Here is a 17,840-nt window from a genome sequence, read left to right as displayed (position 1 = left end):
GCTCCGGTTTCCCGAAGCGCCCTGATCCAAACCGTAGTGAAACGGCTTAGCGCTTCGAGAACTGGAACGAACGACGGGCCTTGGCGCGGCCGTATTTCTTGCGCTCGACGACGCGGCTGTCGCGGGTCAGGAAGCCGTGCGGCTTCAGGACCGGGCGCAGGGCCGGTTCAAAGTGCGTCAGGGCGTGCGACAGGCCGTGGCGGATGGCGCCGGCCTGGCCCGACAGGCCCGAACCTTCAACGGTGCAGACGACGTCGAACTCGGTCTCGCGACCGCAGACGACCAGCGGCTGGGCGATCATCATGCGCAGGATTTCGCGGGCGAAATACTGCAGCTGATCCTTGCCGTTGATGGTGAACTTGCCGGTGCCCGGCATGACCCAGACGCGGGCGATGGCGTTCTTGCGCTTGCCGGTCGAATAGGCGCGGCCCTGGGCGTCGACCTTGCGGACGTAGACCGGAGCCGAGTTGTCGTAGCCGTTGTCCGAAACGCCGAGGCCCTTCAGGGCGTCGAAGCCGGTCGCGGTGTCTTGAGTGACGTCGGTCATGCTCAGATGCTCCGGGTGTTCTTGGCCGAGCGGCCGGCGAAGTCGATGGTCTCGGGCTGCTGGGCGTCGTGCTCGTGGGCCGAACCGGCGAACAGGCGCAGGTGCGTCATCTGGGTGCGAGCCAGCGGGCTTTCCTTGGGCATCATGCGCTCGACGGCTTTCTCGAGCACGCGCTCGGGGAAGCGGCCGTTCAGGACCTTCTGCGGGGTCGTCGACTTGACGCCGCCCGGGTGGCCGGTGTGGCGATAGTAGACCTTGTCGGTCAGCTTCTTGCCGGTGAACACGACCTTGTCGACGTTGGTCACGACGACATAGTCGCCCGAGTCCACGTGGGGGGTGTAGGTCGGCAGGTGCTTGCCGCGCAGACGCATGGCGATGAAGGTCGCGAGACGGCCCACGACGACGCCTTCAGCGTCGATGTGGATCCACTTTCTCGTGACCTCGGACGGCTTCAAGGCAGCCGTGGTGCTCTTCAGCATGAGGTGGTTCCTGAACAGGAGGCGAAACGGGGTCGCTCCGGACGGGCCGAAGCGAGCGAAGGCGCGCTAGTAGGGGAAACGTCCACAGGCGTCAATGCCGGCCTCAGCGTGCAGAACAGCCTAGCGTGCTGTTTTAACACGCGTTTCCAGCAACGGTATTAAAATACCGCACGAATTGAGCCCCTACAGACGCGGTCCGGACATGAAAAGCCGGGGTTGTGAGCGCCGGACCAGCCAAAGATTGGCCGTCGCGAGCGCGAGAACGACCGCCGCCCCCGCCTGATGCAGTCCGCCCAGCCAGAGGGGAACGGCATGGATCAGGGTCACGATCCCCAGCGCCGCCTGCAGCCAGATAGCGGCCGTCAGGAGGAAGGCCGAGACGCCCAGCCCCTCCGCCAGCCGCCAGCGCCACGCCTGAACCGCATAGATTGTCCCGCCGATCAGCAGGACGTAGGCGAAGATCCGGTGATTGAACTGGACCAGGGCGTGGTCGTGCAGGAAGGCCAGGCCACCCAGACCCCAGTCGACGGGGGCCAGGATATCGCCGTTCATCAACGGCCAGTCGGTGTAGATGAAGCCCGCCTTGGCGCCCGCGACCAACCCGCCCAGCAGGCATTGCACGAAGATCGCAGCCAGCAGGACGGCCGCGCCCCGGCTCCAACCCGCCGGCGAACGCGAATGCTCTTCCCCCGACCAGGCCTCGAGGGCCGTCCAAATCAGGCCGGCGAAGATGATGAGGGCCAGCCCCAGGTGGGTCGCCAACCGCTCGGGGGCGACGTCGACCCGCTCTGACAGGCCCGACGACACCATCCACCAGCCGATCAATCCCTGCAGGCCGCCGAGAGCCAGAAGGATGGCGCAACGCCAGATCAGGCGCGTCGGAATGGCCATCCGACCCAAGAACGACCGTTCCGGCAGCAGACGGAAGGCCAGGAAGGCGAAGAACGGGAGGGCGAAGGCGGCGCCGATCAGCCGTCCGAACAGCCGGTGCGCCCATTCCCACCAGAAGATCGTCTGAAACTCGGGCAGGCTCATACCGGCGTTGACCTGCTGGTACTGGGGGATGGCTTTATATTTTTCGAAGGCCTCAGACCAGTCCGCCGCATTCATCGGCGGCAGGGCGCCCATGATCGGCTTCCATTCGGTGATCGACAGGCCTGAGCCCGTCAGCCGGGTGATCCCTCCGATGACCACCATGGCGAACACCATGGCGGCGCAGACGAACAGCCATATGGCGACGGTTTTCGACTGGTCCCGACTTCCGAAACGGCTCATTCGACGCCCGACGCTCCAACGGATACAGTGTCGCCCTTCGTGACGACCGGGGCGGTATGCACTTCGATCGTGGCGAGATCAAAGTCCGAAGTCATGACGCAAGGTCGCAACCCGACCTGCCTGGAGCCCCGTTTTGGAATCAGTGCTGGAATACGCCGATATCGTGATCGCCATACTGGGCGCCTTCGTCCTGGCGTGGATCGCCGATCTGCTGACCGGGAGGCGCGGGTTGTTCGCCGCCTCGCTGGTGGCCTTCACCGGCGCGGCCTGCGGATGGTTCCTCGCCGTGCGTGTCTTCGGGGTCTCGACGATGGACGAGTTCCGCTGGGTTCTGTGGTCCGGCGCTGGCACGGTCCTGGGCCTGATCACCTACTATCTGTTCCGGAACACCCGCTGATGGGGTTGCGAGCGCGTCGGGCGATCGCCTCAGTCGGAATCGTCGTGTTCCTGGGCTTCTATGTCTGGCTGCTCATCGCCGTCGGAGCCCATGTGCCCGACCATCCGGTCGCGACCCTGCTGTTCTACGGCATCGCCGGCACCGCCTGGGGCGTGCCGCTGCTGCCCCTGATGTCGTGGGCCGAGGGGAAGCCGTTTCTGAAGAAGCGGTAGCGGCAGGGTGCGCGGCGAGTGGCTGCGCACCAAAATGCGCTCAAGCAGGGAGCGGCCGCGTCGCCCAGCTGTAGCGCACCAATATGCAAAAAGGGGCCGCTCGAAAGCGACCCCTCTTTAGCCGACTCATTTTCCTGAAGAGGAAGATGGTCGGAGCGACAGGATTCGAACCTGCGACCCCTTGACCCCCAGTCAAGTGCGCTACCAGGCTGCGCCACGCTCCGAGAGGCCGGTCCTATAGCGGCGGGTGGGCGTCGCCGCAAACGAGAAAACGCAGCTTGCGTCGGATGGCCTGATTCAGCCCGCCAGAACGGTGTCGAGACGCGCGCGGGCGCCCTCCAGATCGGCCAGAATCGCCCGCAATTCGCGCTCGGAGCGGCCGGAAGTCGGCGCGAGCGGTTCGTTCGCCGGCGCGTGCGCCGGTCCCGGTTCCGCGTCCATGCTGAAGCCGGCGTTGACATCCCCGTAGGCGGCAAGACGCGCCAGCCCCTGTTCCTTGTGCAAACGCTGCACGCCCTTGATGGTCAGACCCTCGTCATGCAGCAGCCGACGGATGGCCTTCAGCACCACGATGTCCTGGGGGCGATAGAACCGCCGACCGCCCGCACGCTTTACTGGGGCGACGAAGGGAAATTTGGTCTCCCAGAACCGCAGCACATGCTGCGGCGCGCCAACAGCCTCGGCGGCCTCCGAAATCGTCCGGAAGGCGTCGGGGCCTTTGGCCATCAGGCGCCGGCGCCGTGGACGCGGGATTTCATTATCTGGGAGGCGCGGAAGCTGATGACGCGGCGCGGATTGATCGCGGCCGGCTCGCCCGTCTTCGGATTACGGCCCATGCGTGCGCGCTTCTCGCGCACCTGGAACACGCCGAAGCCCGATAATTTGACGGTCTCGCCGCGCTCGAGACTCTCGACGATGAGCTCCAGGGTCCGCTCGACCATGCTGGAGCATTCCAGTCGCGACAGGCCGACCTCTTCGTGGACGGCCTCGCAGAGGTCCGCGCGGGTCAAGGTTTGCAGTTCGCCCAAGGTTTGTCCCCTCTGATCCCGAAGCACCATAAAGGGCGAAAAGCGGGCGAAGTCAAAGTACACCGCGCCGCAGGTCAGGGAATTACAGCCGGAAAGCGCAGGCCCCCCAGGTGAGACCGCCGCCCATGGCTTCCAGCAGGACCAGATCGCCTTTCTTGATCCGGCCGTCCCGAATGGCGGCGTCCAGCGCCAGCGGTATCGAGGCGGCCGAGGTGTTGGCGTGCATGGCGACCGTGGAGATCACCTTGTGCTCGTCCAGACCCAGCCGGTCGCCCACGCCCTTGATGATTCGCTGATTGGCCTGGTGCGGCACGAACCAGTCGACCTCGGGCACGGTGATGTTGGACGCGGCGCAAGCGGCGGTGATGGCCTCGGCGATGTTCACCACGGCGTGGCGGAAGACCTGGTTGCCCGCCATCCGCAGGTGGCCGACGGTCCCGGTGCTGGACGGCCCGCCATCGACATAGAGCAGATCGGTCTTGGTCCCGTCCGAGCGCAGGGCGAAACCGAGCAGGCCCTGATCGGCCGAGGTCCCCTGCCCTTCGCGCGGCTCGACGACGATGGCCCCTGCCCCGTCGCCGAACAGGACGCAGGTTGTCCGGTCGGTCCAGTCCATCAGCCGGGTCATCTCCTCGGCGCCGATGACAAGCGCGCACTTGGCCAGACCCCGCGCCACGAAGCCGTCGGCGACGCTCAGCGCATAGACGAAGCCCGAGCAGACGGCCTGGACATCGAAGGCGATGCAGACCGGCGCGCCGATCTTGCGCTGCACGATCGAGGCCGTGGCCGGGAAGGTCATGTCGGGCGTCGTGGTAGCGACGATGATCATGTCGACGTCGGCGGCGGTCTTGCCGGCGTCAGCGAGCGCGCGCTTCGCCGCTTCGGCGGCCAGGTCGCTGGTCGGCTGGTCGTCGCGCGCCCTGTGCCGTTGGCGAATGCCGGTGCGTTCGATGATCCATTCGTCGGAGGTGTCGACGAACTCGGCCAGGTCGGTGTTGGTGACAATCTGTTCCGGCAGGAAGGAACCGACGCCGGTTATGGCGCTACGGATGACGCTCACGAAACGCTCTCTTGGGACTGGGATTGGGGGGGCGCGGGGGCGTGCATGACGTCGTCCAGTCGACCCAGATTGGCGCCGACGGTCTGCATATAGTCGCTGCGGGCCAGATCGACAGCGATGCGAATGGCGTTTCCGAATCCCTTGGCGTCGGCGCCGCCGTGACTCTTGACCACGATACCGTTCAGCCCCAGCAGCGGGCCGCCGTTGATGGCGCTGGGATCGATCTTCTGCGCCATGGCCTTCAACGCCGGCATGGCGATCACCGCTCCCAGCCTGGCCTGCAGACTGGAGGTCAGGGCCTCTTTCAACAGGCTGGAGATGAACCGCGCCACGCCTTCGGCTGTCTTCAGGGCGATGTTGCCGGTGAAGCCGTCCGTGACGATCACATCGACCGTGCCCTTGGCGATGTCGTCGCCCTCGACGAAGCCGTGGTAGTTCAGGCCAAGCCCGCCTTCGCGCAGGATCCGCGCCGCCTCGCGGACCTCCTCGTGCCCCTTCATGTCCTCGGATCCGACATTGAGGATGCCGATCGTGGGTCTGGCCACGCCATGCACAGCCGTGTGGAACGCCTCGCCCATGATGGCGAACTCCACCAGCTGTTCGGCGTCGCTCTCGATGTTGGCCCCGACGTCCAGGACCGCCGTGACGCCGCGTAGCGTCGGCCAGCTGGCCACGATCGCGGGCCGCTCCAGCCCCGGCGCCGACATGCGGAGGATCAGCTTGGAGATGGCCATCAGGGCGCCGGTGTTGCCGGCGGAAACGACTGCCCCGGCTTCGCCCGACTTCACGGCCTCGATGGCGTTCCACAGGCTGGAGCCCTTGCCACGCCGCATGGCCGTGGCCGGCTTTTCGTCGGACGCGATCTTCTTGTCGGTGTGCCGGATGTCGCAGACGTTCGATGCCAGATTGTGCTTCGCCAGTTCCGCGACGATCGCCTGCTCGTCCCCGTGCAGCAGGAAGGTGACCCCCTCCCCCCCATGCCTGCGGATGTAGTCGCGGATGCCGCCGACGACGACGGGCGGGCCATGGTCGCCGCCCATGGCATCGAGCGAGATAAGTGTGGGGGCTGGCAAGGGGTCGGAAACTCCGGTGCGCCGACGTTGCGACGCGTTCTGCTGATCACAGGATACCGCCGCGCCGCGCGTATGCAAACGGCGCCGACGCTACGTCAAGATTTCCCGCCGTCGTCCTTCGGCTTGAAGGCTTTCAGGACCGCGAACGGCGAGATTTCGGCGGGCTCCGCCGGCTGGACGAATTCCGCACCCGGCTTCCGGGGGAACGGGTCCAGCGTCAAGGCCAGCTGCTCGACCGCGTATTGACCGAGGTCGATCCGGCCGTCCTCGATCACGTCGGGCGCGTCATCGTCCAGGGTGACCTCGATCTCGTCCGGCTCCGGCTCGACCGCCTCGACAAGATCGACCGAGAACCGCTCGTCGATCTCGACCGGCAGCGGGTCCAGAGTGATGCCGCAGGTTTGTTCAAGCGTCGCCATGACCCGTCCCGTCAGGGTCCAGCCTACGCGGCCGGGCGTGACCCTCAGATCGGCCTCGAACGTCGACAGGGACGCCAGATCCAGCGCCTTGATGATCCGCTTCCGGGCCGCCTCGTCGGGAACCAGATGGCGCTCCAGCCCGGCGCCGATCTCGTTGATGCGCACGACCTCGCTGAAAAGCAGACGCTGCTCGGGGTTCATGCCTTGACCTCCGGCCAGACCGGCGCGGTCAGGACCGTGTCGATCGATTGTTTCGCCAGCACCCCGCGCGCCGTCAGGGCATAGGCCGCCAGCCCCCCCGCTTGTCCGGCGTCTTCGGTCGCATAGACGTTGCGCGCCAGTCCATCGGACAGTCCGGCCGTATCGCCGGCCCGCAGCGCAGTCTCATAGGCGGTCATCCGGCCATAAAGAGCTTCGCCCAGACGCCGCATCTTCTTGGCCATGGTCACGTCGTTCACGCCCAGCTCCCGCAACGCGTTGTCGAGGGCTGACACATAGACGTCGAACAGGTTCTGCGCCGCCTCGGCGGCCTGTTCGGCCTCGGCGCCCGTCTCGTCGCGCAGACGCAGGATCAGCAGCAGGACATGCAGGGTGTAGAGCTCGAACCGGGCGTCGATCTCGTCGGTCACGCCCAAGGCGGTATAGAATCCCGGATCACGGGCCTGCTCGACGGCCGCCGTATACAACGGCAGCCCCATGCGCTCGGCGGATCGGGTTCGGAACAGGTTCTTCAGCATCGGTATACGGCCCCTTTTCCGCCGCGCCGTTGAACTAGGCGTCAGGTCCGGTTAGGTCAAAGACCTTGTTTCGTCCCAGGCGCCCGCTTCCATGAATAAGTTCGTCGTTCGTCTCGCCGTCCTGGCCGCCCTCGCGCCCCTGGCGGTCGCCTGCGCGCCCGTCGTGGGCAACCACGGCTTCCAGGTCATCGACGTCAATCCGAAGGACATCGTCACCGGCACAGACACCAAGTCGACCGTCCTGGCCCAGCTTGGTTCACCCTCGGCCGTTTCGACCTTCGAGGACAATATCTGGTATTACATCTCCCAGACGACGGAGCGGTACACCTACAACCGCCCCCAGGTGTCCCAGCGCAGCGTCACCGCCATCACCTTCAGCGAGACGGACGACAAGGTCACCGAGGTCCGCAACCTCGGCCTCGAGGACGGTCAGCAGATCGCCATGGAACGTCGCGAGACCCCGACCCGTGGTCGCGAGCTGACCATCATCGAACAGCTGCTCGGCAACGTCGGCCGCGGCCAGCTGCCCCGCACGGACGAGGACGTCCCGGGGCAACGCCGTCCGGACTAGGCTGTCGCCCACGCACAGAAAAAGGCCCCGGGGAGCGATCTCCGGGGCCTTTCTCTTTTGAGCTTCCCCGTCCGCCAGACGGCGAACGGGGAAGACACCTGGCTAGCCGATATTCCCGCTCGCCAGCACCGCCAGCAGCAGCAGGGCCACGATGTTGGTGATCTTGATCATCGGGTTCACCGCCGGGCCGGACGTGTCCTTGTAGGGATCGCCGACCGTATCGCCGGTCACCGCGGCCTTGTGGGCCTCGGAGCCCTTGCCGTGGACGACGCCGTTCTTGTCGGTGAAGCCCTCTTCAATGACCTTCTTGGCGTTGTCCCACGCGCCGCCGCCCGAGGTCATCGAGATGGCCACGAACAGGCCGGTCACGATGACGCCCATCAGCATGGCGCCCAGTGACGCGAAGGCGTTGGCCTTGTCCGAGATGAACAGGATGGCCGTGAACAGGACGATCGGCGACAGCACCGGCAACAGGCTGGGCACGATCATCTCGCGGATCGCCGCCTTGGTCAGGATGTCGACGGCCCGTCCGTACTCCGGCTTGACCTCATAGGTCATGATGCCGGGGTTCTCGCGGAATTGGCGACGCACCTCCTCGACGACCGATTCGGCCGCACGGCCCACGGCCATCATCGACATGCCGCCGAACAGGAAGGGCAGCAGCCCTCCGAACAGCAGACCCACGACGACGTAGGGATTGGTCAGGTCGAAGGCGACCACCCCCATGTTGGCGAAGAAGGGATACTCGGCCGGGTTGGCGGCGAAGTATTGCAGGTCCGAGGTGTAGGCCGCGAACAGCACCAGCGCGCCGAGGCCCGCCGAACCGATCGCATAGCCCTTGGTGACGGCCTTGGTGGTGTTGCCCACCGCGTCCAGGGCGTCGGTGACGTGACGAACGTCAGCCGGCAGACCCGCCATCTCGGCGATGCCGCCGGCGTTGTCGGTCACGGGACCGAAGGCGTCGAGCGCCACGATCATCCCGGCCACGCCCAGCATGGTCGTGGTGGCGATGGCGATGCCGAACAACCCGGCCAGCTGGAAGCTGGCGATGATGCCGACGATGATGACCAGCGCCGGAAGCGCGGTGGACTCCAGCGACACGGCCAGACCCTGGATCACATTGGTGCCGTGCCCCGAGACCGAGGCGTTGGCGACCGAGCGCACCGGACGGAAGTTCGAGCCGGTGTAGTATTCGGTGATCACCACAATGGCCGCGGTGACAGCCAGACCCACCATGCCGGCCCAGAACAGAGCCATCGGCTCGATCTGCAGGCCGCTGGTCGTCACGACCGGTCCGGTGACCAGGGTCGTGATGACCCAGTACACTGCGCCGACCGACAGGACGCCGGTGACGATCAGGCCCTGATACAGGGCCCCCATGATGTTGTTCGACTTGCCCAGACGCACGAAGAACGAGCCGACGATCGAGGTCACGATGCAGATGCCGCAGATGGCCAGCGGCAGCAGCATCATCACGTCCACATAGGGTTGGTCGCGGAAGAAGATGGCCGCCAGCACCATGGTGGCGACCGTAGTCACCGCATAGGTCTCGAACAGGTCCGCCGCCATGCCGGCGCAGTCGCCGACGTTGTCGCCCACGTTGTCGGCGATGGTCGCGGCGTTTCTGGGATCATCCTCGGGAATGCCGGCCTCGACCTTGCCCACCATGTCGCCGCCGACGTCGGCGCCCTTGGTGAAGATGCCGCCGCCCAGACGCGCGAAGATGGAGATCAGCGAGGCGCCGAAGCCCAGGGCCACCAGACCGTCGATGACCTCGCGGCCTGTCGACTCCAGGCCCAGGCCTTCGGTCAGCACCGCGTAGTAGCCGGCCACGCCGATCAGGGCGCCGCCCGCCACGAACATGCCGGTGATGGCGCCCGAACGGAAGGCGAGGTCCAGCCCCTTGGACAGGCTTTGCGACGCCGCATGCGCCGTGCGCACATTGGCGCGGACCGAGATCAGCATGCCGGCGAACCCGGCCAGGCCCGAAAGGACCGCGCCGATCACGAAGCCGATGGCGGCATACTGGCCGATCAGCAGCCAGGCGACGATCAGGATGACCACCCCGACCATGCCGATGGTGGTGTACTGGCGCTTCAGATAGGCCGAGGCCCCTTCCTGAATGGCGGCTGCGATCTCTCGCATCTTGTCGTTGCCGGTTTCGGCCTTCATCAGACTGGCGGTCTGGATCAGTCCGTAAAGGACCCCCAGCGCACCGGCGGCTATCACTAGCCACAGATAGTTTGTCATTGGCGTTTCCATACCTAATGCATAGGCGCGCGGACCCTTGGCGCGGCGGGCGTTATTCGCCTCTGTCCGCCTTCCGGTCCCCCCGTGCGCAGTCTGGACGCAGTAGCGCGTCCCGCGGGAATTGCGGCGGAAGCTTGCCAACTGCGTCGTGTCGACGCAACCGGCGTTTTGTCAGGGGTGCAGTCGCTTGCGCTCAAGCAGCGAGCGGTAGCCCTAGGACGCCCGGACGCCCGTTCGGCGGCGCGGGGCCTGAAGCGCGACCTGGGCGCTGGCGATGGAGCCGGCTCCCGAGATCGAGGGCGCGGCACGCATCAGCATGGCGCAGACCGCCGGGGCGTCGACCTGGGTCCAGTCATCGGCTAGCACGAACGGCGTGCGATGCGCGGCGCGGACCAGGGCGTCGCGGAAATAGGGCTCCTTGGCCCTCATCTGCTCGGGCGTCGTTCCGGAGCCAAGCGTCAGGCTGATGGTCACGAAGACGTAGTTGCGTATCCGGCCGCCGGCGATGATCGGAAGCCCGACGCCGGCGATGTTCAGGGTCGCCCCGCCTCCGCCGCCGGACGGCGCTTCCGACGCCGAAGCTGCGGTGGCGGCGGTTCCGGCCAGGGCCAGGGTTCCGAGGGCGAAGATGTCTCTGCGGCGCATGGGACCTGTATCGCGCGAACCGATTGAGATTCCGTTGCTGAGTGGTGAGCCTGTCATCCCGGCCAGAGCGAAGCGGAGAGCCGGGGCCGTTTCAGCCGTGGGTCCAGCCCGACTTGCGGATCTCGACGGGTTTTCCAAGATAGGTCGCGGTGACCCCCTGCCCGGCCGAGACCGTGCCGATCCGGGTCAGGCGCAGCAGCAGCCTGTCCGCCTCGCGCTTCAGCGCCGCCTCGTCCGATGGATGGGCCGTCAGCAGCAATTGATAGTCGTCGCCGCCGGTCGCCAGGGTCACCAGCGCGGCCTCGGGATCGGTCCGGGTGTCGAACCAGGCCGTCGCCGCCGCCGACCGGGGCAGTAACTCCAGCTGAACCTCGGCGGCCACGCCGCTCGCCGCCGCGATATGGCCGAGGTCCGCGATCAGACCGTCCGAAACGTCCATGATGGCCGTCGCCAGGCCCTGCACCGCCTGACCGAAGGCCAGCTGCGGCACGGGCCGGCGATAGTGTTCCGCAAGGACGTCGATCCGCTCCGGCTCCAGCTTCAGATGGCCCCGCGCCGCCTCCAGCCCCAGCCAGCCGTCGCCGATTATCCCGGTGACATAGATGCCGTGCCCCGGCCTGGCTCCGCCGCGCGTCACCGATCCGCCCTTCGGCGCCCAGCCCAGCATGGTCGCAGAAAACGACGCCGGCCCCGGCGTCAGCACCGTGTCTCCGCCCAGCAGATGGATGCCGAACGTTTTCTGGTCCGCCGCCAGCCCCGCCGCGAAGGCTTCCCGCTCCGGCCAGCCGCAGCGCGGAGACCAGTGACAGGCCAGCAGGTAACCGAACGGCTCGGCGCCCTTGGCCGCCAGATCCGACAGGTTCACCCTCAACAGCTTCTGCGCAACCGTATCCAGCGGGTCGTCAGGCAGGAAATGCACGCCCTCGACGATCGCGTCCTTGGTCAGGACCAGATCGGCCCCGGGTCGCGTGGGCATCACCGCCACATCGTCGGTCAGACCCCAGGCATGGTCCGGATGGGCCAGCGGGGCGAACAGCGTCTTGATGGTCTCGAATTCGCCGGCGGCGTCGACGGCAGCCACGCCTAGGCCTTCGGGCGCACGTCGCGGGCGACGCCGTCCAGGGCGGCGTTGACGAACTTGGCTTCGGCATCGTCGAAGAAGGCCTTGGCCAGCTCGACATACTCGTCGATCACGATTTCCTTGGGCACCTCGGCCTTGTGGGTCAGCTCCCAGGCCCCGCAGCGCAACAGGGCCCGCAGGGTCGCGTCCAGACGCTCCATCCGCCAGTTCGAGGCCAGACGCGCCTTCACCGCGGCGTCGATGTCCTTCTGGTCGCCGATCACACCGCGCACGACATCGGCGAAATAGGCCTCGTCAGCCTCCGCCAGGGGTTCGCCCTCGATATCGGAATCAAAGCGGTGGTTCGAGAACTCGGTGATGACGGTCTCGACGCCCTCCCCGGCCAGCTCCATCTGGTAAAGGGCCTGCACGGCGGCCAGACGCGCCACGGTGCGCGCACGGCGCTGGCGGCTCGTCAGTTGCGGTTCGGCCTGGGCCCGCTCGTTCTCGGCCAGCTGGGCGAGGACCGCCTGAATGGAGTTGGGTTCGATCATTCCCCGAGCCCTACGCGCAGACGCTTCTTCAGCGCAATGAGGTCCAGGCAGGCGCGGGCCGCCCCGCCGCCTTTGTCGCCCTCGGAAAGACGGGCCCGGGCCCAGGCCTGGTCTTCGTCCTCGACCGTCAGGATGCCGTTGCCGATGATCGTTCCGCGTATGCCCAGCAGCATGATCCCCGAGGCCGATTGATCGGACACGATCTCAAAATGATAGGTCTCGCCCCGGATCACGCAGCCCAGGGCGACATATCCGTCATAGCGCGGCGCGGTGGGATAGCGTCCGGCCTCCTCGGCCAGGGCGATCGCCGGAGGGATTTCCAGCGCACCCGGAACGGTAATGACGTCGAACTGAACGCCCTGCGAGCGCAGCGCATCCTTCGCGCCTTCCAGAAGCGCGTCGGCCAGTTCGTCATAGAAGCGCGCCTCGACGACGAGGACGCGGGTGGGATCCTTCAGGATTGGTCTTCTCCGTCCATGTCACGCCAGCCGACGATGCGCAGGCCATAGCCCTCGATGGCGGCGGGTTCGGGGCGGGTGGAGCTCATGACGATCATGTCCTTGACCCCCAGATCCAGCAGAATCTGTGCGCCCACGCCGTAGTTTCTAAGGCTGCGATCGACCGCCGCCGGCTTGTCGACGCCGGCCAGCCGCTCGGCCAGACCCTGCAGCGTCGGATCGCGCAGGAAGACGACGACGCCCGGTCCGTCATGGGCGGTGATCGTCTTCAGGGCGTCGGGAATATAGCTCTGCCGGTTTTCGACATGGCCCAGCAGGTCGGCGGCGAAGTCCACCTGGTGCATCCGCACCAGCGTCGGCTTGCCCGGCTCGATCCGGCCGTGGACCAGGGCGACATGCTCGGCGCCCTCGATGGTGTTCTTGTAGAGCATCAGGCGGAAAGGCCCGCCGTGAACACTGTCGAACGGCGTGTCCATGATCCGCTCGACGAACCGCTCGGTCCGGCGGCGATAGGCGATCAGGTCGGCGATGGTGCCGATCTTCAGCCCATGCAACTGGGCGAAGGCGACCAGATCCGGCAACCGCGCCATGGTGCCGTCATCGTTCATGACCTCACAGATCACGCCGGCCGGCGTCAGTCCGGCCATCCGGCTGATGTCCACGGCCGCCTCGGTATGGCCGGTCCGAACCAGAACCCCGCCGTCGCGAGCGATCAGCGGAAAGACGTGGCCCGGCGAGACGATATCGTCGGCGCCCCGGTTCGGATCCACGGCGATCTGCACCGTGCGGGCCCGATCGGCGGCCGAAATCCCGGTCGTCACCCCTTCGCGCGCCTCGATCGATACCGTGAAGGCCGTGCCCATACTGGTCCGGTTGTCGGCGGTCATCGGCGGCAGGCGCAGCTGGCGGGCGCGCTCGGCCGTGATCGCCAGACAGATCAGGCCGCGGGCGTGCCGGGCCATGAAGTTGATCTGGTCCGGCGTGGCGAACTGGGCCGGAATGATGATGTCGCCCTCGTTCTCACGATCCTCGGCATCGACCAGGATATAGGGCTTGCCGTTGCGGGCATCCTCAAGGATGTCCTCGATGGGGCTTATCGGGCTGTCATTCATGTTCGCGGCCAGTTGCATCAGGCTGTCTCCTGCCACCGCGCGAGGTATCGCGCCAGCATGTCGATCTCGAGATTGACGGCGTCGCCGACCTGAAGCTCACCCAGGGTCGTGGCGTCCCAGGTGTGGGGGATGATGTTGAGGCCGAACCGCTGTCCCTCGACCGTGTTCACCGTCAGGGACACGCCCTCGACGGTGATCGAGCCCTTGGCGGCGATGAACCGGTGCAGAGGCGCGGGGGCCTCGATCGTCAGCCGGTGCGAGCCCCCGTCAGGGGTGATCGCGATGACCGTCCCCAGACCGTCGACATGGCCCGAGACGATATGTCCGCCCAGTTCGTCGCCGACCTTCGTCGCCCGCTCCAGATTGATCAGGGCGCCCGCAGTCCACCCGCCGAGCGTGGTCTTGTCCAGCGTCTCGCCCGACACCTCGACGGCGTACCAGCCCTCGCCTTTTTCCACGACCGTCAGGCAACAGCCCGCGTGGCTGATGGACGCTCCCAGATCGATGCCGGACACGTCCCAGCGGGTCTCGACCTCGTAGCGGCGATCGCGCGCCGTCTGCGCAACCGACCGGACGCGGCCGATGTCGGTGATGATTCCCGTGAACAATGCTTCAAGCCTTCTCGTAACGTTCCCACAGGTCGTCACCCATGGGCTCCGCCGCAAGGCGTCGGTATTTCGGAGCGTGAGCCAGCCGCGCCAGAGCGAGGGCAGCGACCCCCGGACGGCCGTCTCCGCCCAGCAGTATCGGCGCGCGGAACCACTCGATCGCATCGACCACGCCGGCCGTGACGAAGGCCGCCGCAACGCGCCCGCCGCCCTCGATCATCAGGGACTTCACGCCGCGTCCGGACAGGGTTGCCAGCACCGCATCCACGGTGGGACGGCCATGCGCGTCGCCCTTCACCTTCAGAATTTCCGCCTCTCCGACCGCGATGGGCTCGCGCGTCGTCAGGATCAGCGTGCCGGCCTTGGCCAGCCTTGCGAACGGAGGTGTTCTCAGCCGGCTGTCCAGAATGATCCTCAACGGATCGGCGCCCGTTTCTCCGTTCGGCAGCCGCACCGTCAGGCGCGGATCGTCCGCCAGAACCGTCTCGACCCCGACCAGCACGGCGTCGTTCGCGGCCCGCAGCCGGTGGCCCTGCTCGCGCGCCTCCGGCCCCGTGATCCACTGGCTCTCGCCCGTCGACGTGCCGATCCGCCCGTCCAGCGACGTGGCGACCTTCCAGGTGATACGCGGTCTCATCAGCTTCTCGACGATCCCTGATCGTCGTCCAGGCCCTCGTCGCCGAGGAAGCGGGCGAAGTCGCCGGTCGCCCGGAAGTCCTTGTAGACCGAGGCGTAGCGGACATAGGCGACCTCATCGACGCCCTTGAGCCCCTTCATGATGAAGTCTCCGACGACGCTGGACGGGATCTCGGTCTCGCCCAGGCTCTCCAGCTGGCGCACGATGCGGCTGACCAGCTGTTCGATCTGCTCGGGCTGGATCGGGCGTTTGCGCAGGGCAATGGCCAGCGACCGTTCCAGCTTGTCGCGGTCGAACGGCGTGCGCCGTCCGTTCCGCTTCAGGATCACCAGTTCGCGCAGTTGCACCCGCTCGAAGGTCGTGAAGCGCCCGTTGCAGTTGGGACACGACCGGCGACGACGGATGGCCGCGCCGTCGTCCGACGGGCGGCTGTCCTTCACCTGGCTGTCCGCGTTACCGCAAAACGGGCACTTCATCTCAGGTCCCTATCATCCGTAGATCGGGAAGCGGGCGGTCAGGGCCCGCACCTGTCCGGCGACCTCGGCGATCACGGCCGGATCGGCCTCGTCCCCGCCGTTCATCGAGGAGACGACGTCGGCGATCCAGTGACCGATCTGCTTGAACTCTACCTCGCGGAAGCCGCGCGTCGTGCCCGCCGGCGTGCCCAGCCGAACGCCCGAGGTGACGGTGAAGGGCGCGGTGTCGAACGGCACGCCGTTCTTGTTGCAGGTCATCAGGGCGTGCTCGAGTTGCAGTTCGGTCGCCTTGCCGGTCACGCTCTTGGGCCGCAGGTCGACCAGCACGATGTGGCTGTCAGTGCCGCCCGACACGACGGCCAGGCCGCGCTCGATCAGCACCCCGGCCAGGGCCTGGGCGTTCAGGACGACCTGTTTCGCGTAGAGCTTGAACTCGGGCTTCAGCGCCTCGCCGAAGGCCACGGCCTTGGCGGCGATGACATGCTCCAGCGGGCCGCCCTGCAGGCCGGGGAAGACGGCCGAGTTGAACTTCTTGCCCAGCTCGATGTCGTTGGACAGGATCATGCCGCCGCGCGGTCCGCGCAGGGTCTTGTGCGTCGTCGTCGTCACGACGTGAGCGTGCGGCACCGGGTTCGGATAGACGCCACCCGCAACCAGACCCGCATAGTGGGCCATGTCGACCATCAGATATGCCCCGACGCTGTCGGCGATCTCGCGGAACCGGGCGAAGTCGATGTGGCGGCTGTACGCCGAGGCGCCAGCCACGATCAGCTTCGGCCTTTCCTTCAGCGCCATCTCTGCGACGTGGTCATAGTCGATCAGATGGCTGTCGGCGCTCACCGAATAGGTCACGGGCCGGAACCACTTTCCCGACTGGTTCGCCGGCGAGCCGTGCGTCAGGTGACCGCCGGCGGCCAGATCCATACCCAGGAAGGTGTCGCCGGGCTGCAGGAGGGCCAGGAACACCGCCTGGTTGGCCTGGGCCCCCGAATGCGGCTGGACGTTGGCGAAGGCCGCGCCGAACAGTTCCTTGGCTCGCTCACGCGCCAGATCCTCGGTGACGTCGACGAACTCGCAGCCCCCGTAGTAGCGTCGCCCGGGATAGCCCTCGGCGTACTTGTTGGTCAGCACCGACCCTTGCGCCTCCAGCACCGCCTTCGAGACGATGTTCTCGGACGCGATCAGCTCGATCTGTTCCTGCTGGCGATGCAGTTCGCCCTGGATGGCGCCGAACACTTCGGGATCGGCCTCGGCCAGACCCTTGGAGAAATAGGCGTCGTGGATGAAGGGAGCGGTCACGGGCAGGTCCGGGCTGACGGGATGGGAGGCCGCCTGTCTAGTCCCCGCGCCCGTTCACCACAACATCTTGTGTCAGGGCGCGTCGAGAAGCCGCTTGAGCTTGGCGATAGCGAGGCGTTCGACGGCCTTGGGCTCATGCGCCGGCCCGACCGCCGTCGCCTCGCGCCCGGTGGCGACATGGACGGCCGTGACCTTCAGATAGGTCCCGTTGCGGATCGCCTCGACGATGACCTCGCCGAGACCGTCGCTCATCACGCCGCGACCGGCATCCGGGCGACGTTGCAATGGGTCCACAGCTTGTCCATCGCGCTGACCAGGGCGTCCATCATGCCGTCGTCGTGGTTCGGCGAGGGCGTGAAGCGCAGCCGTTCGGTGCCCTTCGGCACCGTCGGGTAGTTGATCGGCTGGACATAGATGCCGTGGTCTTCCAGCAGCATGTCCGAGATCATCTTGGCGTGGACCGGATTGCCGACGAAGACCGGCACGATATGGCTCTCGCTCGGCATCACCGGGATGCCGGCGGCGGCGAACCGGTCCTTCAGGGTCTGCGCGCGCTCCTGATGGGCTTCGCGCAGTTCCGGATGCGTCTTCAGATGCCGGACCGAGGCCAGGGCGCCCGCCGTCAGGGCCGGCGGCAGCGAGGTCGTGAAGATGAAGCCCGAGGCCCAGGACCTCACCGCATCGATGATCACCGCGTCGGCGGCGATATAGCCGCCCATGACGCCGATGGCCTTGCCCAGGGTGCATTCGACGATGTCGATCCCGGCCAGAACCCCGTCCCGCTCGGCCACGCCCGCGCCGGTCGCGCCGTAGAGGCCCACGGCATGGACCTCGTCGAGATAGGTCATGGCGTTGTATTTTTTGGCCAGGGCGATGGTCCCGGCCAGGTCGGCGATGTCGCCGTCCATCGAATAGACGCTCTCGAACGCGATCAGCTTGGGGG

The 17,840-nt window shown here is 66.7% G+C and carries 24 protein-coding genes and 1 tRNA gene; 3 read left to right on the top strand and 22 right to left on the bottom strand.

Annotated features, from left to right (window positions below; translation table 11 throughout):
* Positions 1 to 46: 46 nt before the first annotated feature.
* From rpsI to RMO01_RS01825, 3 genes are all read right to left on the bottom strand, one after another.
* On the bottom strand, positions 47 to 547 hold the full coding sequence (gene rpsI / locus RMO01_RS01835; protein WP_309627345.1) for a 30S ribosomal protein S9: 501 nt from the start codon (positions 545 to 547) through the stop codon (positions 47 to 49).
* Positions 548 to 549: 2 nt separating this feature from the next.
* Positions 550 to 1,026, bottom strand: a complete 477-nt coding sequence (rplM, locus tag RMO01_RS01830) for a 50S ribosomal protein L13 (protein WP_309627344.1) — start codon at positions 1,024 to 1,026, stop codon at positions 550 to 552.
* Positions 1,027 to 1,209: 183 nt separating this feature from the next.
* Positions 1,210 to 2,301, bottom strand: coding sequence for a COX15/CtaA family protein (locus tag RMO01_RS01825; protein ID WP_309627343.1), 1,092 nt, complete (start codon positions 2,299 to 2,301; stop codon positions 1,210 to 1,212).
* A 142-nt stretch (positions 2,302 to 2,443) separates the two neighbouring features.
* On the opposite strand from RMO01_RS01825, the gene RMO01_RS01820 reads away from it, so the two are divergent.
* On the top strand, positions 2,444 to 2,698 hold the full coding sequence (locus RMO01_RS01820) for a transglycosylase (RefSeq protein ID WP_309627384.1): 255 nt from the start codon (positions 2,444 to 2,446) through the stop codon (positions 2,696 to 2,698).
* Positions 2,698 to 2,910 (top strand): DUF2842 domain-containing protein, encoded by a 213-nt coding sequence (locus RMO01_RS01815; RefSeq protein WP_309627342.1) that lies wholly within the window; start codon positions 2,698 to 2,700, stop codon positions 2,908 to 2,910. Before RMO01_RS01820 ends, RMO01_RS01815 begins: the two co-directional genes overlap by 1 nt.
* Positions 2,911 to 3,057: 147 nt before the next feature.
* On the opposite strand, the gene RMO01_RS01810 is transcribed toward RMO01_RS01815, so the two are convergent.
* The 7 genes from RMO01_RS01810 to RMO01_RS01780 form a co-directional block, all read right to left on the bottom strand.
* A tRNA-Pro gene (locus RMO01_RS01810) sits at positions 3,058 to 3,134 on the bottom strand.
* A 73-nt stretch (positions 3,135 to 3,207) separates the two neighbouring features.
* Positions 3,208 to 3,636 carry a MerR family transcriptional regulator gene (locus tag RMO01_RS01805; protein ID WP_309627341.1) on the bottom strand — a complete coding sequence of 143 codons (429 nt, stop codon included), beginning with the start codon at positions 3,634 to 3,636 and terminating at the stop codon, positions 3,208 to 3,210.
* A complete protein-coding gene (locus tag RMO01_RS01800) occupies positions 3,636 to 3,929 on the bottom strand; it encodes an integration host factor subunit alpha (RefSeq protein WP_409013028.1) in 294 nt (97 codons plus the stop codon). Before RMO01_RS01800 ends, RMO01_RS01805 begins: the two co-directional genes overlap by 1 nt.
* A 91-nt stretch (positions 3,930 to 4,020) precedes the next feature.
* A complete protein-coding gene (locus tag RMO01_RS01795) occupies positions 4,021 to 4,998 on the bottom strand; it encodes a beta-ketoacyl-ACP synthase III (protein WP_309627340.1) in 978 nt (325 codons plus the stop codon).
* Positions 4,995 to 6,071 (bottom strand): phosphate acyltransferase PlsX, encoded by a 1,077-nt coding sequence (gene plsX / locus RMO01_RS01790; RefSeq protein WP_309627339.1) that lies wholly within the window; start codon positions 6,069 to 6,071, stop codon positions 4,995 to 4,997. The genes RMO01_RS01795 and plsX overlap by 4 nt, the downstream gene beginning before the upstream one ends.
* Positions 6,072 to 6,166: 95 nt before the next feature.
* Entirely contained in the window at positions 6,167 to 6,691 is a 525-nt protein-coding gene (locus RMO01_RS01785) for a DUF177 domain-containing protein (protein WP_309627338.1), read from the bottom strand.
* Positions 6,688 to 7,227, bottom strand: coding sequence for a ubiquinol-cytochrome C chaperone family protein (locus RMO01_RS01780; RefSeq protein WP_309627337.1), 540 nt, complete (start codon positions 7,225 to 7,227; stop codon positions 6,688 to 6,690). The genes RMO01_RS01785 and RMO01_RS01780 overlap by 4 nt, the downstream gene beginning before the upstream one ends.
* A 91-nt stretch (positions 7,228 to 7,318) precedes the next feature.
* Here RMO01_RS01780 and RMO01_RS01775 point away from each other — a divergent pair, with 91 nt between their 5' ends.
* Positions 7,319 to 7,798 carry an outer membrane protein assembly factor BamE gene (locus tag RMO01_RS01775; protein ID WP_309627336.1) on the top strand — a complete coding sequence of 160 codons (480 nt, stop codon included), beginning with the start codon at positions 7,319 to 7,321 and terminating at the stop codon, positions 7,796 to 7,798.
* Between the two features lie 102 nt (positions 7,799 to 7,900).
* Here the strand turns inward: RMO01_RS01775 and RMO01_RS01770 are convergent, their stop codons facing one another.
* The 12 genes from RMO01_RS01770 to hemA all read right to left on the bottom strand — a co-directional run.
* The gene (locus tag RMO01_RS01770; RefSeq protein WP_309627335.1) at positions 7,901 to 10,048 is read right to left on the bottom strand and encodes a sodium-translocating pyrophosphatase; all 2,148 of its coding nucleotides are present in this window, start codon (positions 10,046 to 10,048) and stop codon (positions 7,901 to 7,903) included.
* A 213-nt stretch (positions 10,049 to 10,261) separates the two neighbouring features.
* A complete protein-coding gene (locus RMO01_RS01765; RefSeq protein ID WP_309627334.1) occupies positions 10,262 to 10,693 on the bottom strand; it encodes a hypothetical protein in 432 nt (143 codons plus the stop codon).
* A 91-nt stretch (positions 10,694 to 10,784) separates the two neighbouring features.
* Positions 10,785 to 11,774, bottom strand: coding sequence for a thiamine-phosphate kinase (thiL, locus tag RMO01_RS01760; protein WP_309627333.1), 990 nt, complete (start codon positions 11,772 to 11,774; stop codon positions 10,785 to 10,787).
* Positions 11,775 to 11,776: 2 nt separating this feature from the next.
* On the bottom strand, positions 11,777 to 12,307 hold the full coding sequence (gene nusB / locus RMO01_RS01755; RefSeq protein ID WP_309627332.1) for a transcription antitermination factor NusB: 531 nt from the start codon (positions 12,305 to 12,307) through the stop codon (positions 11,777 to 11,779).
* On the bottom strand, positions 12,304 to 12,765 hold the full coding sequence (gene ribH, locus RMO01_RS01750; protein WP_309627382.1) for a 6,7-dimethyl-8-ribityllumazine synthase: 462 nt from the start codon (positions 12,763 to 12,765) through the stop codon (positions 12,304 to 12,306). Before ribH ends, nusB begins: the two co-directional genes overlap by 4 nt.
* Complete coding sequence (gene ribB / locus RMO01_RS01745) at positions 12,762 to 13,895, bottom strand: 3,4-dihydroxy-2-butanone-4-phosphate synthase (protein WP_309627331.1); 1,134 nt, start codon at positions 13,893 to 13,895, stop codon at positions 12,762 to 12,764. Before ribB ends, ribH begins: the two co-directional genes overlap by 4 nt.
* A complete protein-coding gene (locus tag RMO01_RS01740) occupies positions 13,895 to 14,485 on the bottom strand; it encodes a riboflavin synthase (protein WP_309627330.1) in 591 nt (196 codons plus the stop codon). The genes ribB and RMO01_RS01740 overlap by 1 nt, the downstream gene beginning before the upstream one ends.
* Positions 14,486 to 14,489: 4 nt before the next feature.
* The gene (locus RMO01_RS01735; protein ID WP_309627329.1) at positions 14,490 to 15,122 is read right to left on the bottom strand and encodes a RibD family protein; all 633 of its coding nucleotides are present in this window, start codon (positions 15,120 to 15,122) and stop codon (positions 14,490 to 14,492) included.
* The gene (gene nrdR / locus RMO01_RS01730; RefSeq protein ID WP_309627328.1) at positions 15,122 to 15,598 is read right to left on the bottom strand and encodes a transcriptional regulator NrdR; all 477 of its coding nucleotides are present in this window, start codon (positions 15,596 to 15,598) and stop codon (positions 15,122 to 15,124) included. The genes RMO01_RS01735 and nrdR overlap by 1 nt, the downstream gene beginning before the upstream one ends.
* A 12-nt stretch (positions 15,599 to 15,610) precedes the next feature.
* Entirely contained in the window at positions 15,611 to 16,897 is a 1,287-nt protein-coding gene (gene glyA, locus RMO01_RS01725; protein ID WP_309627327.1) for a serine hydroxymethyltransferase, read from the bottom strand.
* 72 nt (positions 16,898 to 16,969) lie between these two features.
* Positions 16,970 to 17,149, bottom strand: coding sequence for a DUF6898 family protein (locus RMO01_RS01720; protein ID WP_309627326.1), 180 nt, complete (start codon positions 17,147 to 17,149; stop codon positions 16,970 to 16,972).
* Positions 17,149 to 17,840 (bottom strand): 5-aminolevulinate synthase (gene hemA / locus RMO01_RS01715; RefSeq protein ID WP_309627325.1); only part of this gene is annotated, 692 nt, incomplete at its 5' end. The genes RMO01_RS01720 and hemA, both read right to left, overlap by 1 nt.

Source organism: Brevundimonas sp. (genome assembly GCF_031412435.1).
Taxonomy (GTDB): Bacteria; Pseudomonadota; Alphaproteobacteria; order Caulobacterales; family Caulobacteraceae; genus Brevundimonas.
The sequence above is the reverse complement of the archived record's forward strand: the minus strand, read 5'-3'. Positions and strand labels throughout refer to the sequence as shown.